The organism is Segatella copri (assembly GCF_009494395.1).
Lineage (GTDB): Bacteria > Bacteroidota > Bacteroidia > Bacteroidales > Bacteroidaceae > Prevotella.
The window spans coordinates 49,490-67,438 of the sequence record NZ_VZCB01000060.1 but is presented as its reverse complement, the minus strand read 5'-3'; the positions used below and the strand labels follow the sequence as shown (position 1 = coordinate 67,438).

The 17,949-nt window shown below is 45.3% G+C and carries 13 protein-coding genes and 1 tRNA gene; 3 read left to right on the top strand and 11 right to left on the bottom strand.

Annotation, left to right across the window (positions count from 1 at the left end; genetic code table 11):
- Positions 1 to 33 precede the first annotated feature (33 nt).
- The 3 genes from F7D73_RS08110 to F7D73_RS08100 all read right to left on the bottom strand — a co-directional run bounded on the left by F7D73_RS08110 (position 34) and on the right by F7D73_RS08100 (position 4,331).
- Entirely contained in the window at positions 34 to 1,413 is a 1,380-nt protein-coding gene (locus F7D73_RS08110) for an MATE family efflux transporter (protein WP_153123734.1), read from the bottom strand.
- Positions 1,414 to 2,086: 673 nt separating this feature from the next.
- Positions 2,087 to 2,788 (bottom strand): FKBP-type peptidyl-prolyl cis-trans isomerase, encoded by a 702-nt coding sequence (locus F7D73_RS08105; protein WP_153123732.1) that lies wholly within the window; start codon positions 2,786 to 2,788, stop codon positions 2,087 to 2,089.
- Positions 2,769 to 4,331, bottom strand: coding sequence for a glycine--tRNA ligase (locus F7D73_RS08100; RefSeq protein ID WP_153123730.1), 1,563 nt, complete (start codon positions 4,329 to 4,331; stop codon positions 2,769 to 2,771). The genes F7D73_RS08105 and F7D73_RS08100 overlap by 20 nt, the downstream gene beginning before the upstream one ends.
- A 105-nt stretch (positions 4,332 to 4,436) precedes the next feature.
- Between F7D73_RS08100 and F7D73_RS08095 the strand changes: the two genes are divergently transcribed.
- A complete protein-coding gene (locus tag F7D73_RS08095; RefSeq protein WP_153123728.1) occupies positions 4,437 to 7,253 on the top strand; it encodes a DNA gyrase/topoisomerase IV subunit A in 2,817 nt (938 codons plus the stop codon).
- Between the two features lie 124 nt (positions 7,254 to 7,377).
- Here the strand turns inward: F7D73_RS08095 and F7D73_RS08090 are convergent, their stop codons facing one another.
- Together F7D73_RS08090 and F7D73_RS08085 are read right to left on the bottom strand one after the other, a co-directional pair.
- Entirely contained in the window at positions 7,378 to 8,655 is a 1,278-nt protein-coding gene (locus F7D73_RS08090; protein ID WP_153123726.1) for a histidine-type phosphatase, read from the bottom strand.
- Positions 8,656 to 8,689: 34 nt separating this feature from the next.
- Complete coding sequence (locus F7D73_RS08085; protein WP_228117668.1) at positions 8,690 to 9,859, bottom strand: SGNH/GDSL hydrolase family protein; 1,170 nt, start codon at positions 9,857 to 9,859, stop codon at positions 8,690 to 8,692.
- Positions 9,860 to 9,992: 133 nt separating this feature from the next.
- On the opposite strand from F7D73_RS08085, the gene F7D73_RS08080 reads away from it, so the two are divergent.
- Positions 9,993 to 10,074, top strand: a tRNA-Leu gene (locus tag F7D73_RS08080).
- Between the two features lie 113 nt (positions 10,075 to 10,187).
- Here the strand turns inward: F7D73_RS08080 and F7D73_RS08075 are convergent.
- From F7D73_RS08075 to F7D73_RS08060, 4 genes are all read right to left on the bottom strand, one after another.
- Positions 10,188 to 10,472, bottom strand: coding sequence for a hypothetical protein (locus F7D73_RS08075; protein WP_153123724.1), 285 nt, complete (start codon positions 10,470 to 10,472; stop codon positions 10,188 to 10,190).
- Positions 10,473 to 10,487: 15 nt separating this feature from the next.
- The gene (locus F7D73_RS08070; RefSeq protein WP_153123722.1) at positions 10,488 to 12,620 is read right to left on the bottom strand and encodes a Tex family protein; all 2,133 of its coding nucleotides are present in this window, start codon (positions 12,618 to 12,620) and stop codon (positions 10,488 to 10,490) included.
- A 111-nt stretch (positions 12,621 to 12,731) separates the two neighbouring features.
- Complete coding sequence (locus F7D73_RS08065) at positions 12,732 to 14,192, bottom strand: sensor histidine kinase (RefSeq protein WP_153123721.1); 1,461 nt, start codon at positions 14,190 to 14,192, stop codon at positions 12,732 to 12,734.
- Between the two features lie 12 nt (positions 14,193 to 14,204).
- Positions 14,205 to 14,900 (bottom strand): response regulator transcription factor, encoded by a 696-nt coding sequence (locus tag F7D73_RS08060; RefSeq protein ID WP_153123719.1) that lies wholly within the window; start codon positions 14,898 to 14,900, stop codon positions 14,205 to 14,207.
- Between the two features lie 260 nt (positions 14,901 to 15,160).
- Between F7D73_RS08060 and F7D73_RS08055 the strand changes: the two genes are divergently transcribed.
- A complete protein-coding gene (locus F7D73_RS08055) occupies positions 15,161 to 15,397 on the top strand; it encodes an XRE family transcriptional regulator (RefSeq protein WP_153123717.1) in 237 nt (78 codons plus the stop codon).
- A gap of 88 nt (positions 15,398 to 15,485) precedes the next feature.
- On the opposite strand, the gene F7D73_RS08050 is transcribed toward F7D73_RS08055, so the two are convergent.
- Positions 15,486 to 16,697 (bottom strand): NADP-dependent isocitrate dehydrogenase, encoded by a 1,212-nt coding sequence (locus F7D73_RS08050; protein ID WP_153123715.1) that lies wholly within the window; start codon positions 16,695 to 16,697, stop codon positions 15,486 to 15,488.
- 250 nt (positions 16,698 to 16,947) lie between these two features.
- On the bottom strand, positions 16,948 to 17,808 hold the full coding sequence (locus F7D73_RS08045; RefSeq protein ID WP_153123713.1) for an OmpA/MotB family protein: 861 nt from the start codon (positions 17,806 to 17,808) through the stop codon (positions 16,948 to 16,950).
- Between the last annotated feature and the right edge of the window lie 141 nt (positions 17,809 to 17,949).

Sequence of the window (17,949 nt, the reverse complement as noted above, 5' to 3'; positions counted from 1 at the left end):
ATCTTTCCAAATGCCTGCAATCTTAACATAAAACTAACATTGGAAGCTCTTCATCCATGAGCCACGGAAGAGGCGGATAAGAAAGAGGATGCCACGGAAGGTAAGCTCCGTAGCCATAGCTATCCAAACTCCCTCCAAGCCATAGCTTTTCGAAAGCCCGTAAGCCAGGGTAAGGCGCACCAGCCACATCGTGCTCAAGTTGATGGCGGCAGGCTTCATCGTATCGCCCGCACCCACGCAAACGCTATAGGTCACGATACTCGCAGCAAAGAAAGGCTCTGCAAATGCCTCGATTCGGAGGCAGACTGTACCCAGTTCCCGAATACTCTCAACCGGTGACAGCACCCCTATCATCTCCGGCGCAAAGACATACATCACTACGCCCATCAATGCCATCACTCCCATGCCCAATCCTACCGTCATATAAGCAAAATTCTTGCAGAGATCCACGCGTCCGGCACCATGCGTCTGCCCCACAAGCGTAGATGCAGCGTCGCCGATACCGTAACCCGGCATATAACAAAGGCTCTCAGCAGTGATGGCAAACGAATGGGCAGCAATGGCAATATTGCCCAATGGTGCCACAATCATGGTGCTCACTATCTGCGCACCGCTCATCAGGATATTCTGTATGGCTATCGGGATACTTATCTTGCAGGCGTGCCTTACATATTCCTCTACCCATCTGAACGGTACCCTATCCTGACGGAAATTGAGCAGACGGTTTCTGAATGCCGAAAGATAGAGATTGGGCAAAGAGATGCTGATATACGCCAAAGCCGTACCCATCGCTGCTCCCACCACACCCATCTTCATAATATAAATAAAGAGATAATTGAAAGCCACGTCACACAGGCATATCAATACAGCCATGATGCTGGGCGTATGCATATTGCCTGCCGACTTGAGCATCATCTCGGAAATATGATACAGGAACACAAACGGCAATACTAGACTGTAAATCAGGAAATAGCGAGAGGAATTGGGAGCGATGTCCTCACCTCCACCCAGCCAATAAGGCAGATGGGAATGAATGCCTACACCGATAAGCGTAACTAAGAGGCTGAAAGCCACTCCACATATCAGGGCATGACGATATACCTGGCGAGCCTTCACCAGGTCGTTGGCACCAATGAAATGAGCTACCTGCACCGAGAAACCGGTGGCTGCTGCACTCAGCAAGCTACCTATCAACCAGGTTGTTGACTCGATAATTCCTATACTTGCCGAAGCCTCAGCGCCTAGATGCCCCACCATCGAAGCATCAATAAAGAACATCAGCACGGTAGAAATCTGTGCCAGCATGGAGGGTACACTCAAACCAGCGATGAGATTCAGCTTCTCACCGCCTGTCATCGGGCGCCCTAAGCGGATAGACTCCATCAGATAATCTGTCTTATTCTTGAATAGCATTTTTTCTTCTATTTATGAATTTACACAATCTATTTATGAGTAAAACGTAAAATCTATCAATTTATGATTTAAACGTAACCTATTTATAATTTAAACGCAAAAAAGGCGACTCCAAAAAGGAATCGCCATTTTTATTTTTTTTTAATACATGTTTCGTACCTTTGTTTTTCCCAAAACTTATCTCCCACCGAAGCGGGACAGTACTGTCATTAACCTAGAATAAACAACCTATTTAACCTAACAAACTAAATACCTGTCGTCCTTGAATAAACAATCTTTCTTTACCTTAACTAACACCTAATATAAAAAAACTAACAACCTTAAACCTAAAAACTAAACCTATAAAATCTATTACCTAACTAAAAACCTAAAACTTATTTTTTCTGATGCAAAGGTACAACTATTTTTTGAAACTGCAATACTTTTTCCCATAAAAAATGCATGAATCCAACATTTTTTGACGTAAATCAAAGATTTGTGTGCGAACACAAACACTTGTTAACACATCAGAAAGGTCTATTAACACAAAAAAGAAACGTTCCTGAGAATGCCATATCATGCAATCTCAGGAACGCTCCTCTTTATTTCCCTATATAAATAATTAAGGTATGAACTCCCATATATAATAGATATGAGCCCTATATATATAAATAAGGTGTAATTTATGAAATCCTTACTCAGTAATCCAAGTACCCTGCTTCTTGCCTGCTTCTACTGCTCTCGAACCAGGTACTACCTGACCAATGCGGTAGTAGCTGTCCAATACTATCTCAAAGCGAAGCATTGAATAGGCAGGAATTGTGCTACTCGAACTCTGGGTTGTGCCATAAGCCAACTGATATGGCATGTAAACCATCCAGCGGTCGCCTATATGCATATTGAGCAATGCAGTGGTAAAACCATCCACAAGGCCATTTACCGCATAAGTTGCAACCTGAGCAGTCGTCTTATCGTATGTGCCATCAAAGGTCTTATCAAATACATAACCAGCAGGATAAGTATCTGTACCCAGCATTCTACCACGATAGCTCACCTTCACTGAATCGGTATACATCGGACAGCCGCTACCCTTGCCCTTATCCAGAACATGAACAACGATATAATCAACATCCTTGTAAGTAAGAGAAACTGTATTACCGTTGGCATCCTTGTTAGGCGTCTGGTTTTGCAACGACCAGTTGAGTATCACCTTCCATTCATCGCTGCCGTTGGCTATCTGCTGACGGGCATACGCCAAAGTATCGGCAAAAGCCTTCTCGTTACGCTCCTGCCAGTTTGCATACTCATCTACGGTGTTGTCATCCTCGCTACATGATGACAGTGCGAATACTGCCATCATGAGCAAGAAGAGATATTTAGAAATTCTTAATTTCATTACCAAGTTTCTTTAATACGCTAGTAATACTTACGCGTTCCTCGATGATGCTGCGGAGATCAGAGATTGCAACACGCTCCTGCTCCATGGTATCACGATAACGGAGAGTTACCTTATGATCATTTGGAGTCTCGTGGTCAACGGTAATACAGAATGGAGTACCGATGGCATCCTGACGGCGATAACGCTTACCGATGGAATCCTTAGGATCGCCATAGTGAGTGTTGAAGTGGAACTTCAACTCGTCAACAATCTCATGTGCCAACTCTGGCAAACCATACTTCTTATCCAATGGGAACACAGCACACTTAACAGGTGCCAAAGCCTCTGGCAAACGCAAAACAACACGTGTCTCGCCATTCTCCAGTTTCTCCTCGCAGTAAGAGTGGCACATTACGCTGAGGAACATACGGTCTACACCGATAGATGTCTCTACATCGTAAGGTACATAGCTCTCGTTCTTCTCTGGATCGAAGTACTTGATAGAGCGGCCGCTGTACTTCTCGTGCTGAGAAAGGTCGAAATTGGTACGGCTGTGGATACCCTCCACTTCCTTGAAGCCGAATGGCATCTTGAACTCGATGTCGGTAGCAGCATTAGCATAGTGAGCCAGCTTCTCGTGATCATGATAACGGTAGTTCTCGTTACCCATGCCCAGTGCCTCATGCCAAGCCAGACGAACCTTCTTCCAATACTCAAACCACTTCATCTCAGTACCAGGCTGGCAGAAGAACTGCATCTCCATCTGCTCGAACTCACGCATACGGAATACGAACTGACGGGCAACAACCTCGTTACGGAAAGCCTTACCAATCTGGCAGATACCGAATGGCAACTTCATACGACCGGTCTTCTGAACGCTCAAGTAATCTACGAAGATACCCTGAGCAGTCTCAGGACGGAGATATACCTTGCTTGTAGCATCGCTGGCAGCACCCATCTGGGTAGAGAACATCAGGTTGAACTGGCGAACGTCTGTCCAGTTCTTGGTACCGCTGATAGGGCAAACGATACCCTCGTCCTCGATAATCTGCTTCAACATCTCCAGGTTAGGACCCTGCATAGCCTCAGTATAGCGGGCATGGAGGTCATCAAACTTCTTCTGGTTCTCCAGAACGCGAGGATTAGTTGCACGGAACTGAGCCTCATCAAAGCTATCGCCGAAACGCTTCTTAGCCTTGGCAATCTCCTTGGCAATCTTCTCCTCATACTTAGCCATGTGATCCTCGATGAGCACATCGGCACGATAACGCTTCTTTGAATCGCGGTTATCAATCAATGGGTCATTGAAAGCATCTACGTGTCCAGATGCCTTCCATACTGTAGGGTGCATGAAGATAGCTGCATCGAGACCAACAATGTTCTCGTGCAACAACACCATACTCTGCCACCAGTACTGCTTGATATTGTTTTTGAGCTCAACACCATTCTGACCATAGTCGTAAACGGCAGCCAAGCCATCATAAATTTCACTACTTGGGAACACGAAGCCATATTCCTTGCAATGGCTTACAATTTTCTTAAAAACATCTTCCTGTGCCATGATTAAATCTTATTTTTTTCAAATTTTCGGCAAAGATACTCTTTTTTCTCGAAAAAATGTTGTATTTTTGCCATAAATTAATAAAATAAGTATTAAAAGCTACATATGAGCGACGAAATTAAAGATAAAAACGAGATAAATGAGGAAAATACGCCTCAAGAACACTCCGATTACAAACCGGTGAACCGTTTTGATGCTTCTGCCGTACATCACCTCAGCGGAATGTATCAGAACTGGTTCCTCGACTATGCATCGTACGTGATTCTGGAGCGAGCCGTACCCCATATCGAAGACGGATTGAAACCCGTACAGCGACGCATCCTCCACTCCATGAAGCGCATGGATGACGGAAGATACAACAAGGTGGCGAACATCGTGGGACATACGATGCAGTTCCACCCTCACGGAGATGCATCTATCGGAGATGCCCTCGTACAAATGGGACAGAAAGACCTGCTCATCGACACACAGGGTAACTGGGGTAATATCCTCACGGGCGACCGTGCAGCCGCTCCCCGATACATCGAGGCACGACTCTCTAAATTCGCCTTGGATGTAGTATTCAACCCTAAAACTACCGATTGGCAACTCTCCTACGACGGAAGAAACAAAGAACCTATCACCCTGCCAGCCAAATTTCCACTGCTTTTGGCACAAGGTGCCGAGGGTATCGCCGTGGGATTGAGCAGCAAGGTATTGCCGCATAACTTCAACGACCTTTGCGATGCAGCCATCCACTATCTCAAGGGAGAACCTTTCAGTATCTACCCCGATTTCCCTACTGGTGGAGCCATCGACGTAAGCAAATACAACGATGGGCAGAGAGGTGGTGTTCTGAAGGTAAGAGCCAAGATTGACAAACTCGACAACAAGACGCTCGTCATCAGCGAGATACCATACAGCAAAACCACGGTAAGCCTCATCGAAAGCATTACCAAGGCAGTAGAAAAGGGAAAAATCAAGGCTCGTAAGATAGAAGACGTCACATCGGCGAATGTAGAAATCCTCGTACATCTTACTCCTGGTACTTCTTCGGATAAGACGATGGATGCACTCTATGCCTTCAGCGATTGCGAAATCAACATTTCGCCCAACTGCTGCGTCATAGAGGACAACAAACCAAAGTTCCTCACCGTGAGCGATGTGCTCAGACATAGCGTTGACCGCACAATGGGATTGCTCCGCCGCGAATTGATGATACGTAAGGGCGAGCTGGAAGAGCAGCTCTTCTTCTCTTCGCTTGAACGCATCTTCATCGAGGAACGCATCTACAAGGAGCGCAAATTCGAGCAAAGCAAGAGTCAGGATGAGGTAGTGGCATTCATCGATTCCAAACTGGAGCCTTTCAAGGACCAGATCTTCACTGCAGAGGTTGATGGCAAGGGAAATGTGGAATACTCCTTCCACCGTGACATCACAAGGGAAGACATCCTCAAGCTCCTGGAAATCAAAATGCAGCGCATCCTGAAATACAACAAGGATAAGGCTGATGAACTCCTGATGAAAATCAAGGCAGAATTGGCAGAAATCGAAAACGACCTCGCCCACATGACCGATGTTACCATCAACTGGTTTGAATATCTCAAGGGCAAGTACGGAAAGATGCATCCAAGAAGAACCGAAATCAGAAACTTCGATACCATAGAGGTAACCAAGGTGGTGGAAGCCAACCAGAAGCTCTACATCAACCGACAGGAAGGCTTCGTTGGTACAGGATTGAAGAAGGATGAATTCGTATGCAACTGCTCTGACCTCGACGACATCATCATCTTCTACAAGGATGGAAAATTCAAGGTAACCAAAGTTGCCGACAAGATATTCGTGGGCAAGAACATCCTCCACGTTCAGGTGTTCAAGAAGAACGACAAGCGAACCATCTACAACTGCGTATATCGCGACGGCAAGCAGGGCGATTACTTCATCAAGCGATTCAACGTAACTGCTATGACACGCGACAAGCTCTACGATATCACCCAGGGCACTCCGGGAAGCCGCATTATCTACTTCACCGCCAATCCTAATGGCGAAGCAGAAATCATCAAGGTGACCATGGAACCGGATTTGAGCAAGAAGCGCCAAAGCATCTTCCTGGAGAAAGATTTCTCTGAAATCCTCATCAAGGGACGTGCTGCCAAGGGCAACCTGCTCACCAAGCGCACCATCCGCCGCATCGGATTGAAGAGCCACGGACACAGCACCCTGGGAGGAAGGAAGGTATGGTTCGACCCTGATGTAAACCGCATCAATTATGATGAGAACGGCAGATTCCTGGGAGAATTCAACGATGATGACTCAATCCTTGTAGCATTAGACAATGGCGAATTCTACATCTCCAACTTCGATGTGAACAACCATTACGAGGACAACATCCTGAGATTGGAGAAATGGGATGAGCACAAGATATGGACGGCCATCCTCTATGATGCCGACAATCAGGGTTATCCATACATCAAGCGATTTACGATGGATGCCACCAAGCGCCATCAGAATTTCATGGGTGAGAACCCTAACTGCAAGCTCATCCTCCTCACCGATACCCCATTTCCTCGCATCAAGGTCACCTATGGCGGTGTGGACGCCATTCGTCCTGCCGAGGAAATCGATGCCGAGCAATTCATCGCCCAGAAGAGCTTCAAGGCAAAGGGTAAGCGCCTGACGACATTCAAGCTGGAGAGCATAGAAGAACTGGAGCCGACAAGATTCCCGGAGCCATCACCAGCCGATGATGATTCCGATGATGATTCATCGAATGATGACTCTAATGCATCTTCCTCTTCAGAAGTCTCAGAAGAAAATCTCGACCCAGATGCTGGCAAAAGCGAACAGCAGGTTATTGATGAGTTAACTGGTCAAACCAACCTCTTCTCCGAAAAGGATTTCGAAGAAGAAAAAAAAGACAAAGATTGGTTATCAAAGCAATAGAGACTCAAAAGAATTCCCGTAAAGGATTTCGATGTATAAAAAAAGGGAGCTTAAAGCATCAATTGCCTTAAGTTCCCCTTTTTCTTTATATATGATATATACGCTGCAGCAAAGAAAGCGCCTTTTACTTCTTATATTCCTTCAGCTTCCCCAGGCAATAAGCCTTGAAATCACTCCAGTGATAATAAGGTGCTATATCGCTCTTGATAGGAAGTGTTGCCTCATCCTCGCAAAGCAAAACCTTCACCAGCACATCGTTCGCCTTGTTGCGATAGAACACAAACTGAAGGTTAGTAGCCATCGGAGTAATCTTATAATCAAACCACTGGGTTGCCACCTTCTCCGGATCCTTGATCTCCTCGCCATATCCGTTCAGGTTCAGAAGACAAGTGAGCGGAGTGACCATCGTATCATGACCATATCTCAAGGTTGCACCCGGATGCTGAAGAGCAATACAGCTATCAGCCTTCTCGATGATATCCATGAGAAGATTACGCTGAGAGAATGGCTGAACATTGCCCGTATAAGGCGAATTGCCATAAGATACCTGCCATCCTAAATTGCTCTGCAACCAATTCTGATAAAGCTCCTCCTCTGTAAAGAGATCATAGAGAGATACCTTACCTCTCAACTCTGTACCCTGAATAGAGCTTGCCATCTCATAGAGACGCCAGTTAAGATCACTTTGGTCGATATTCTGCTTCACCCAAACAGGGTCGTTGAAAAGCTCCTGCATCACACGGCTATAGCAGGCATGCTTTCGGGCAAAATCCTCTCTTACCACTCTTCTTCCCACACTATGCTTCAAGCTATCCAGATATCTATCGCCCTGGTTCATGTAATACATGTCGTGATCGCTGGCATCATGGAAGATATGGAGTTTCGGATTCATGCGAAGCATCTGATGCAAACCGTTCTCCATAGAAAGGATGCATCGGATAACCAATGTGCTTCGAGCCTCAATATTCGCATTACCGGCAAAAATCTCAGGGAATCGCTCCATCATTCTTCGGGTAATACCCTGATGCTGCAAAGCACCAAGTGGAGTCAACTCGCCATCGCGTCCCTTCGCCTCTTCACGAATCATCTTCACCTTTGCTAATGTCTCCTCACCTTTGGCGGTCAATTTACCCTCCTGCTTCGCCTTCAACAGAGAGAAATAAGGCACATCATACGCCTTTTTGCCAATCATGAATCGGGAGCCATGACGGCCATAGTGGCTCAGATAGAAAGGTTTGTATCCTTTAGGAGCAGGAGTCAACTGCTTCTGAGGTCCGCGATAAGCCACATAGTTACTACCTGAGAGCGTAATGTCTCTCTTAAAATCCTCCTGAGGAGTCTGGGCCGTCATAGGCATCGCAAAAGCAAGAGATGCCCACAATAATAGATTCTTTGCGTTCATTGTTACTACTTAATTTTATCTGTTATTTTCCTTCTTACCAGTTCATCAAATTCTTTAGGAATGGCAACAATTCCTTTGCCATCTTTTGATGCTGCAACTTGCTAGGATGCCAGCTGGCACCATATCCCAAGTCGCCTTTCTGAAAAGAGAAGTCGAAGCGATAAATCTCCTTATCCCCCAGCTTCTTCGCCTTCTTTATCTTGCCTTTTTTATCCACTACCGTCTTATTCACCAAAGTGAAACCGCTCTTGTTGGCATCTGCGCAGATTCTGTCAAGGGCAGCTCTCTGCTCGCTACTCTCCTTCTTCCCGAGCATAGGTCCTGTCAGGAGCACAATCTTGGCATCAGGATATTTACTTCTCACGGTAGTAAGGAACATGCGGTAATTCTTCTCATAAAGCTGAATATCATAATTATCCGTAGAAAGGTCATTGGTACCTAGGTTGATGCAAACCAGTTGTGGCTGATACTTGGCAAAATCCCATTTCTCATCATGCTTATTAAATAAGGTATATTCATACTGCCAAGGCATATTCTCTGCAGAACCCGTCTTAGGACCATCATAGTTGCGATATACACCGATACCACTGCGGGAGATCGAAGTATGCTGCGCCTTCAGGCTATCGCTTACGATATTGGCATAAGTCAGCCAATGGTTCTCCGTCTCATCCTCAAAAGGATCGCTCATCTCGATGCTCTCTACACCATATCCGCAAGTGATAGAATTACCGATGAACTCTATCTTTCGCTCAGACAAAGCTGGAGCCTCAACGAGTTTACAACCCTTATCCAACACGAATCCACGGAACTCTGGGTTGCGGAACAATCCCTCTATCACATACATCACCTTCACATGATGCACACCCTTTGGCAAGGCTGTAGCCAGCGTAACCACCGAATCACGTTCTGCATTGAATCCTACCTTAAAAGGTTCACTGCCATCAACTTGTGCCATGAAATATCCCGTCATCGGACGGCACATCATCTTCAAGGAAGACCCCTGGAAGTTTGCCTCAATGGTAGTACCTGGGAAATTGAAGCTAGCCACATCCGGATTCTTCCCGAAGCTCACACGTCCCATGTATTGAATCATGGGATGAGATGCCTTCACCACCTCTCCCTCGACAGGAAGCGTGGTAGAAGTCTTTCCATTACCAGCGAAGGCAGCAGCGCTCAGCATTGTTGCCATCAATAACAAATTCATTTTTTTCATCATGATTATTTTTAGTTTGCCTGCAAAAGTACCATTATTTCTTGTAAAAAACGAACAAAACCGCTTTTTTCTGCTCATTTCTTCTTTTTATTCATTTTTTTGTTGTACCTTTGCACTCACGAATGCGCTTGTGGCGAAATTGGTAGACGCGCTAGACTTAGGATCTAGTGGTTCAGGCCGTGTAGGTTCGAGTCCTATCAGGCGCACATAAAAAAAATGCTAAGTAGTTACTATCTAACTATTTAGCATTTTTCGTTTATAAATTTACCCGTCTTTTTGCTACTTTTTACAGAATATCCCCCAAATGGAGAACAGATGCCTACATCATCCCCTCTAATTTCTCCTGTGCCTCACGCATGTCTTTTTCGAAATTCACATGGTCTAGAAGGAATTCCTTTCTGCCCTGCGAAAGGAACTGGTAAAGCTGAGGATTCATGCCCTCTACATACTGGGCGATGGCATACTCTATATCATCACGCTGCGTAGGATTGGTGGAAAATTCAAAAACCCTGAGCTTCTGATGAATAAAGCAATATGCCGACTCTATACAATCTCTGGTGATGCCCCCTGCCAAGAGAGCATCACCATTATTATTCTGATTCATTCTGAATATCCTTTTTTATTTCACGCCCTTCATCGACAAGGCGATGCGCTTACGCTTCAAATCTACTTCTGCCACACGCACCATCACATGCTCATGAAGCTTTACCACCTCACTTGGATCATTGATGTAGCGATTAGACATTTGGGAAACATGAACCAGACCGTCGTTGTGGACACCTATATCAACAAAGGCACCAAACTTGGTGATATTGGTGACGATACCTGGCACCACCATGCCTACCTGCAAATCTTCAATGGACTTGATACTTGCTTCAAACTCAAACTTCTCCACCTCACCACGAGGATCCAAGCCCGGTTTGTCAAGCTCGGTCATGATATCCGTCAAAGTAGGCATACCCACCTCAGCAGTTACATATTTCTTGATATCAATCTTCTTCTGTAGAGATTTATCTTCAACCAATTGCTTCACGGTAACACCCTGATCCTTTGCCATCTGCTCTACCAGCGCATAACGCTCAGGATGCACGGCACTATTATCCAAAGGATTCCTGGCACCAGGAATACGGAGGAAACCAGCACACTGCTCGAAGGCAGATGGGCCCAGACGAGGCACCTTCTTCAACTGAGCACGGGAAGCAAAAGCACCATTCTCGCGACGATATTCAACGATATTCTTGGCAAGAGTAGGTCCCAATCCACTCACATAGGTAAGGAGATGCTGGGATGCTGTATTCAGATTTACACCTACCGAATTCACACAACTCATCACCACGGTATCAAGACTCTTCTTAAGCAGTGTCTGATCCACATCATGCTGATACTGTCCTACACCAATGCTCTTTGGGTCGATCTTAACCAGCTCGGCAAGCGGATCCATCAGTCGTCGCCCGATGCTCACGGCACCACGAACGGTAACATCCTCATCAGGGAATTCATCTCTCGCAATCTTCGAAGCCGAATAGATAGAAGCACCATCCTCGCTCACCACATAGATATCCACAGGGTGTGGATAACTTATTTCGTGCAGCCAATCGCTGGTTTCACGACTTGCCGTACCATTACCCACAGCCATTGCCTCAACCTGATACATCTTCACCATGCGCTGGATGGCAGCGGTAGCCTCATTCTTCTTGTTACGTGGAGGATGAGGAAATACGATTTCGTGATGAATCAGATTACCCTGCGCATCGAGACAGCAGGTTTTACAACCATTGGCGAAACCAGGGTCTACTGCCATCACACGCTTCTGTCCTAAAGGAGCAGCGAGCAAAAGCTGTCGCAGGTTTTCTGCAAACACGACAATAGCCTCCTCATCAGCCTTCTGCTTGCTGAGAGCAGCAAACTCGGTTTCAATACTAGGCTTCAGCAGACGCTTGAAAGCATCATCCACAGCCTCACCCACCAAAGTCTGGCATTCACCGAAACCATGTACATAGTGGCGCTTCAATTTATCCTGGCACTGCTCATCATCAGCCGAAATGCTGATACGGAGAAAACCTGCAGCTTCACCACGACGCATCGCCAGCAAGCGATGAGAAGAACATTTCTTTAAAGGTTCAGAGAAATCAAAGTAATCAGAGAAGCGCTGAGCCCCCTCTTCATCCTTTTTCTTAGCCACTACCTTTGAGGTGATGATGGCACCACGACGGAATTCGCCACGAATCTGATTTCTACTCTCCTCGCTCTCGCTCACAGTCTCGGCAATAATGTCTTTAGCGCCCTGCAGGGCAGCCTCCACATCCTTCACCTTTTCACCAAGATATTTTCTTGCAGCCTGCTCCGGATTACGCTCACGTTGGAACAGGAGCAACTGTGCCAATGGCTCCAAGCCTGCCTCACGGGCTATCTGGGCACGGGTTCTGCGTTTTGGCTTATATGGCAGATAAATATCCTCCAATTCAGTAGCATCCCAGCAGTTTGCGATACGCTCCTTGAGTGCATCGGTCAGCTTTCCCTGTTCTTCTATTGTCTTGAGAATGGTTTCCTTGCGCTTCGCCATCTCCTTCAACTTTTCATTAGCCTGAGCGATAGCTTCAATATTCACCTCGTCCATATTACCCGTCTTCTCCTTACGGTATCGCGAGATAAAAGGAATGGTGCAACCCTCTTCGAGCAGCGCCAAGGTATTTTCGACAGCCTGTTCACTCAATTTGAGCTGGGCTGCAATAATCTTTGTAAATTGATTCATCTTTCTTATAATTGTTAATAGTAGATGCAAAGGTACACAAAAAAAGTCGCAAAGACGAAACTCCCAGCGACTTTTAAGATTTATTTCTTCTACCTAAGGCTTCCGAGTTTTTTATTTCTTGATGGTAAACTCAAATTTCAGTCCACCTTCAGGCAAATTATTTACCCTAATAGTACCGCCATGCAGCAACACAGCATTCTTCACGATAGCCAGACCTAAACCGGTACCTCCCATCTTTCGGCTTCTTCCCTTATCTACACGATAAAAACGTTCAAAGAGACGGGCAAGATGCTCCTGAGGCACTCCCTGTCCGTTATCTCTGAAGATGAAATGCCACTTATTGCCCTGCTCTCTTGCCTCCAGAGTCATGGTTGTCCCCTCGCCGGCATAGGCAATGGCATTATCCACAAGATTACGGAACACACTGTACAACAGGCTCCGATTACCCTTCACCACAATGCGTTCAGGCAATTTATTATCGAAAGTCATGTGATGACCTTCTCTTTCCAAAGTCGTCTCCCGATTGATTTCTGCCACCATCATCGTGATATCCACCACCTCAAAATCTATCATATCCGAACCGTCATCCAGTCTGTTCAAGGTAGAGATATCACGGAGCAGCGAGGTAAGACGCTCGCTCTGCGCATAACAGCGCTGCAGGAACAAGGCCTTCGTTTCCTCATTGATATGCGGATTGTCAAGAATGGTTTCCAGATATCCCTGAATACTGGCTACAGGGGTTTTGAGTTCGTGAGCAATATTCTGGGTAAGCTGGCGCTTCAGGATATCCTGCTCCTTACGCGTTGTCTGAATACGCTTGTACATCTTGATGATTCGCTCGGCAATCTCACCCAACTCATCATTAGGGAACTTAGCCAGATCCTCCACCTCCAGGCTCTCATTATGATCCGCCTTATAAGCAAAGATACGGAGTTTGGATACATTCTTCGCCAATCTGTTTGTAAAACGGTATAGCACCAGGGTAAGTAGGATGATGGCTGCCAAGGCAAACCAGATATAATGCTGATCAGCCTGAAGCGACTTGGTCAAATCATCATTATATGGCAATGCTGTACGAACGATAAGATGACTCTTCGGGAAATAGGACGCTACATAGAAATAATCCTGCTTCAGCGTTTTCGACTGTCGCTCTACACTCGTACCCATTCCCTCTTTCAATGCCTGTGCTATCTCCGCACGCTGGGCATGATTGGCAAAGTGGCGATAATCCTTACTCATATTGTCAAAGATTACGGTTCCATCCTTCTTGACCAAAGTTACACGAAGGTCCTTACTCTCATGCGTCTGCACAAAATCTTCCAACTTTGCCTCTGCCACACGCACGCTATCCACCACTTCCACACTGTCAGAAAGGAGAATGCCACCAGTCTTGGACAATTCCAAATCTTCTGCCAGCAGTTCATTATAGTTGGCAAGTTTCAGAGTCAACGTACTAATCTTATACTGTTTCTCGCGTGTTTGCTGAAATACAATAAAACTGACAGCGAACACAAGGAACACCGCCAGTACGCTGAAATACAACTTCTTACCTACATTATTCAGTTTAAACATGATGATATATGTTTATGCATCAAAATAATAACCAAATCCCAGACGGGTAACGATACACTTGGAAAATTTACCAATTTTCTTTCGCATACGGGTAATATTCACATCCACAGTACGGTCGAGCACCATCACATCCTTTGGCCATACTCGGTCGATGAGTTCCTGACGAGAGAACACCTTACCACGCTCTTCCAGCAGAAGGCGCAAGAGTTCAAACTCTGTCTTGGTAAATGGCACACACTCTCCATCCACAGTCACCGACTTCTTGTCCAGATTCAGCTGCAAACCCTGATAGTTAATCAGAGAAGGCTCGCTGCTGTTACCTCTCTGCTCCATTGTACGGCGCAGCACAGCACGCACTCGCACCATCACCTCCCGGATAGAGAAAGGCTTGGAGATATAATCATCTGCACCCAGATTGAATCCGGTCACAGTATCATTCTCCGTATCACGGGCTGTCAGGAAGATGATAGGCACATGAGCTGTCATCGGATTCTCCTTCAACTGTCTTGCCAGCTGAAATCCGCTCATTCCTCCCATCATCACATCAAGCAATAAAAGATCATAAGAGGCAATATCCATCGATATAGCTTCCTCACCCGAATTGGCAGTATCTGCCTGATACCCCTCTGTCTCTAAATTGAACTTCAAGATTTCACACAAGTCCTGCTCATCATCAACAACCAGGATTTTCTTCTTATTTGCTTCCATATTCCTATCATTTAAATTCTGCCTGCAAAATTACACTTTTTCTTTTGTAATACGCATTACATTCGATTACAATTCAATTACATTCACCAAATCAGCTTAAAAAAGATTAGTTTTATTACAATTTTAAAGAATTTTATGACACACTTTAACGCAATGTAACCAAATCCGCTACAAGTTTGTTCGCTATTTTAATACTATATTGGTAATTTTGCAACCGGATTTAGACAAGAATATACAAAATCTTTAATAAGCAAAGAATTATGAACGATAAAGTTAATACTGTGGCCATAGGCAAACTCATCAAGGAAGAACTTCAACGGCAGGGTAAAACATCTGTATGGTTGGCAAACGAACTTGGTTGCCATCGCACCAATATATATAAGGTATACGATCGCACTACCATCGATACGGGCATGCTGTTCCACATCAGTAAAATCTTGAAAGTTGACTTTTTCAAGTACTACTCAGATGCTCTTTCTTCCAAGCGTAAGAAGTAAAAGTTTCCGCTCTTTATATCAAAAAAGCCTTACCAGTGTCATCTATTGACTCCGGTAAGGCTTTTCCTTTGTTTATCTGATTTTTGGCTTATCCCAATCTCTTCTCCAAACGCTCACGAATAGCAGCGATGAAACCTGCAGAGTTCACGGCCTTAGCCTTAACTCCCTCCATCAGGTTGACGAGGTCTTTGGTAGCGATACCGTCATTCAAGGTATCGAAGCAAGCAGCCTCCAACTGGTCGCCAAAGTCCTGCAACTCCTTGATGCCATCCAGCTCACCACGCTTTCTCAATGCACCGCTCCATGCAAAGATGGTTGCCATTGGGTTGGTAGATGTATCCTCACCTTTCAAGTAGCGATAGTAGTGACGTGTTACTGTACCATGTGCTGCCTCATATTCATATTTTCCATCAGGAGAAACCAAGACAGAAGTCATCATTGCCAGAGAACCGAATGCGGTACTGAGCATATCGCTCATCACATCACCATCATAGTTCTTGCAAGCCCAGATGAAACCACCCTTGCTACGAATCACACGAGCCACGGCATCATCAATCAATGTATAGAAGTACTCGATGCCAAGCTCTGCAAACTTCTCCTTGTAGTCGCTCTCGTATACTTCCTCAAAAATCTTACGGAACTGAGCATCGTAAGTCTTGGAGATGGTATCCTTGGTAGCGAACCAAAGGTCCTGCTTGGTATCGATGGCAAACTTGAAGCAGCTGTGAGCAAAGCTGCGGATACTCTTGTCGGTATTGTGCATACCCTGAATAACGCCAGCGCCATCGAAGTTATGGATTTCAACCTCCTGCTTCTTGCCACTCTTACCCTCGAACACGAGTTTAGCTACTCCCGGTTCATCAGCACGAATCTCCACGCTCTTGTATACATCTCCATAAGCATGACGGGCGATAGTGATAGGCTTCTCCCAGTTCTTCACACATGGGTGAATGCTAGGAATGGTAATAGGAGCACGGAACACGGTACCGTCCATGATGCTACGGATTGTTCCGTTAGGACTTTTCCACATTTTGTGGAGCTTATACTCGTCCATACGCTGGGCATTAGGGGTAATGGTAGCACACTTCACGGCTACACCATATTTCTTGGCAGCCTCAGCAGAGTCAATGGTTACCTGGTCATTGGTCTGGTCACGATAAGGCAAACCCAAGTCATAATACTCAGACTTCAAGTCAACGAAAGGAAGAATCAGTTCGTCCTTGATCATCTTCCAAAGGATTCTTGTCATCTCATCACCGTCCATCTCTACCAATGGAGTCGTCATCTTAATCTTTTCCATAACAATTCATGTCTAATTAATAATTTGCCTGCAAAATTACGAAAAAGATTTGATAAAAGAAAGGAAATTAAAATATTTTCTATCAAAATGACAACAAAACACGCTTTTTCCAAGCCATCTTCTATAATTCATGCATATTTATACAAAAAAGGCACCAATGAGCATAAACCCATTGGTGCCTTCTATCATATACATCAGGACGCAATGATGTGCAAGCCCTGATTATTCATTCTTCATAATCTAACCAAGATTACTTCTGAGAATCCTCTGGAGCCTTGTCGATCAAGTCCATGAACTGGTCGAGCTTAGGAGTGATGATAATCTGGGTACGACGGTTACGCTGCTTGCCAACCTCTGTATTGTTGGTTGTAACAGGGTTGTACTCACCACGACCACCAGCAGTCATACGCTTAGGATTAACACCGAAGTTGTCCTGGAGATACTGAACAACAGAAGCTGCACGGAGAGCAGAGAGGTCCCAGTTGTTACGGATGTTCTTCATCTTGGCACTTGTTGTGCTTACAGGCACGTTATCAGTGTTACCCTCGATGAGTACATCGTAATCCTTGTAGTCCTGGATAATCTTGGCAATCTTGCTCAAAGTCTCCTTAGCACGGCTGTTCACCTCATAGCTACCGCTCTGATAGAGCATGTTGTCAGCCAAAGAGATGTAAACCACACCCTTCAATACCTGAACGTCAACTTCCTTCATCTCCTCACGGCTGAGTGAGCGGGTCAGGTTGTTGGTCAATACCATGTTCAGAGAATCGCTCTTGCTCTTCACCTCAACCAAATGACGGATGTACTGGTTGCTCTCATTGATCTGGTCAACGAGCTTCTCGATGCTAATGTTGTTCTGATTAGCATTTGTCAAACTCTTGTCGAGAGCACTCTGCAACTTAGCGTAGTCGCTCTTTGCAGTAGCGAGCTGCTCCTGAGCTGCAGCGAGACTAGCCTCTGTAGCAGCCAACTTCTCCTTTGTATCTTGGTAATTGGCAGTCAACTCTCTGTTTTCTGTCTGGCAATTCTGAAGATCCTTCTTACTAGCGCAACTTGTTGTCAACAAAGCTGCTGCCATCAAAACCATTGCAAAAATCTTAGTCTGTTTCATATTCCTATTTTTATTTTCAGTTATTAAATATACATTTAAATGTTACACACGCTTTCACGGTGCAAAGTTACTTATTAGACCCGAATAAACATCATTTGTCAAAGCGTTTTAGACATTTTTAACCACAAAATCAATATTTTG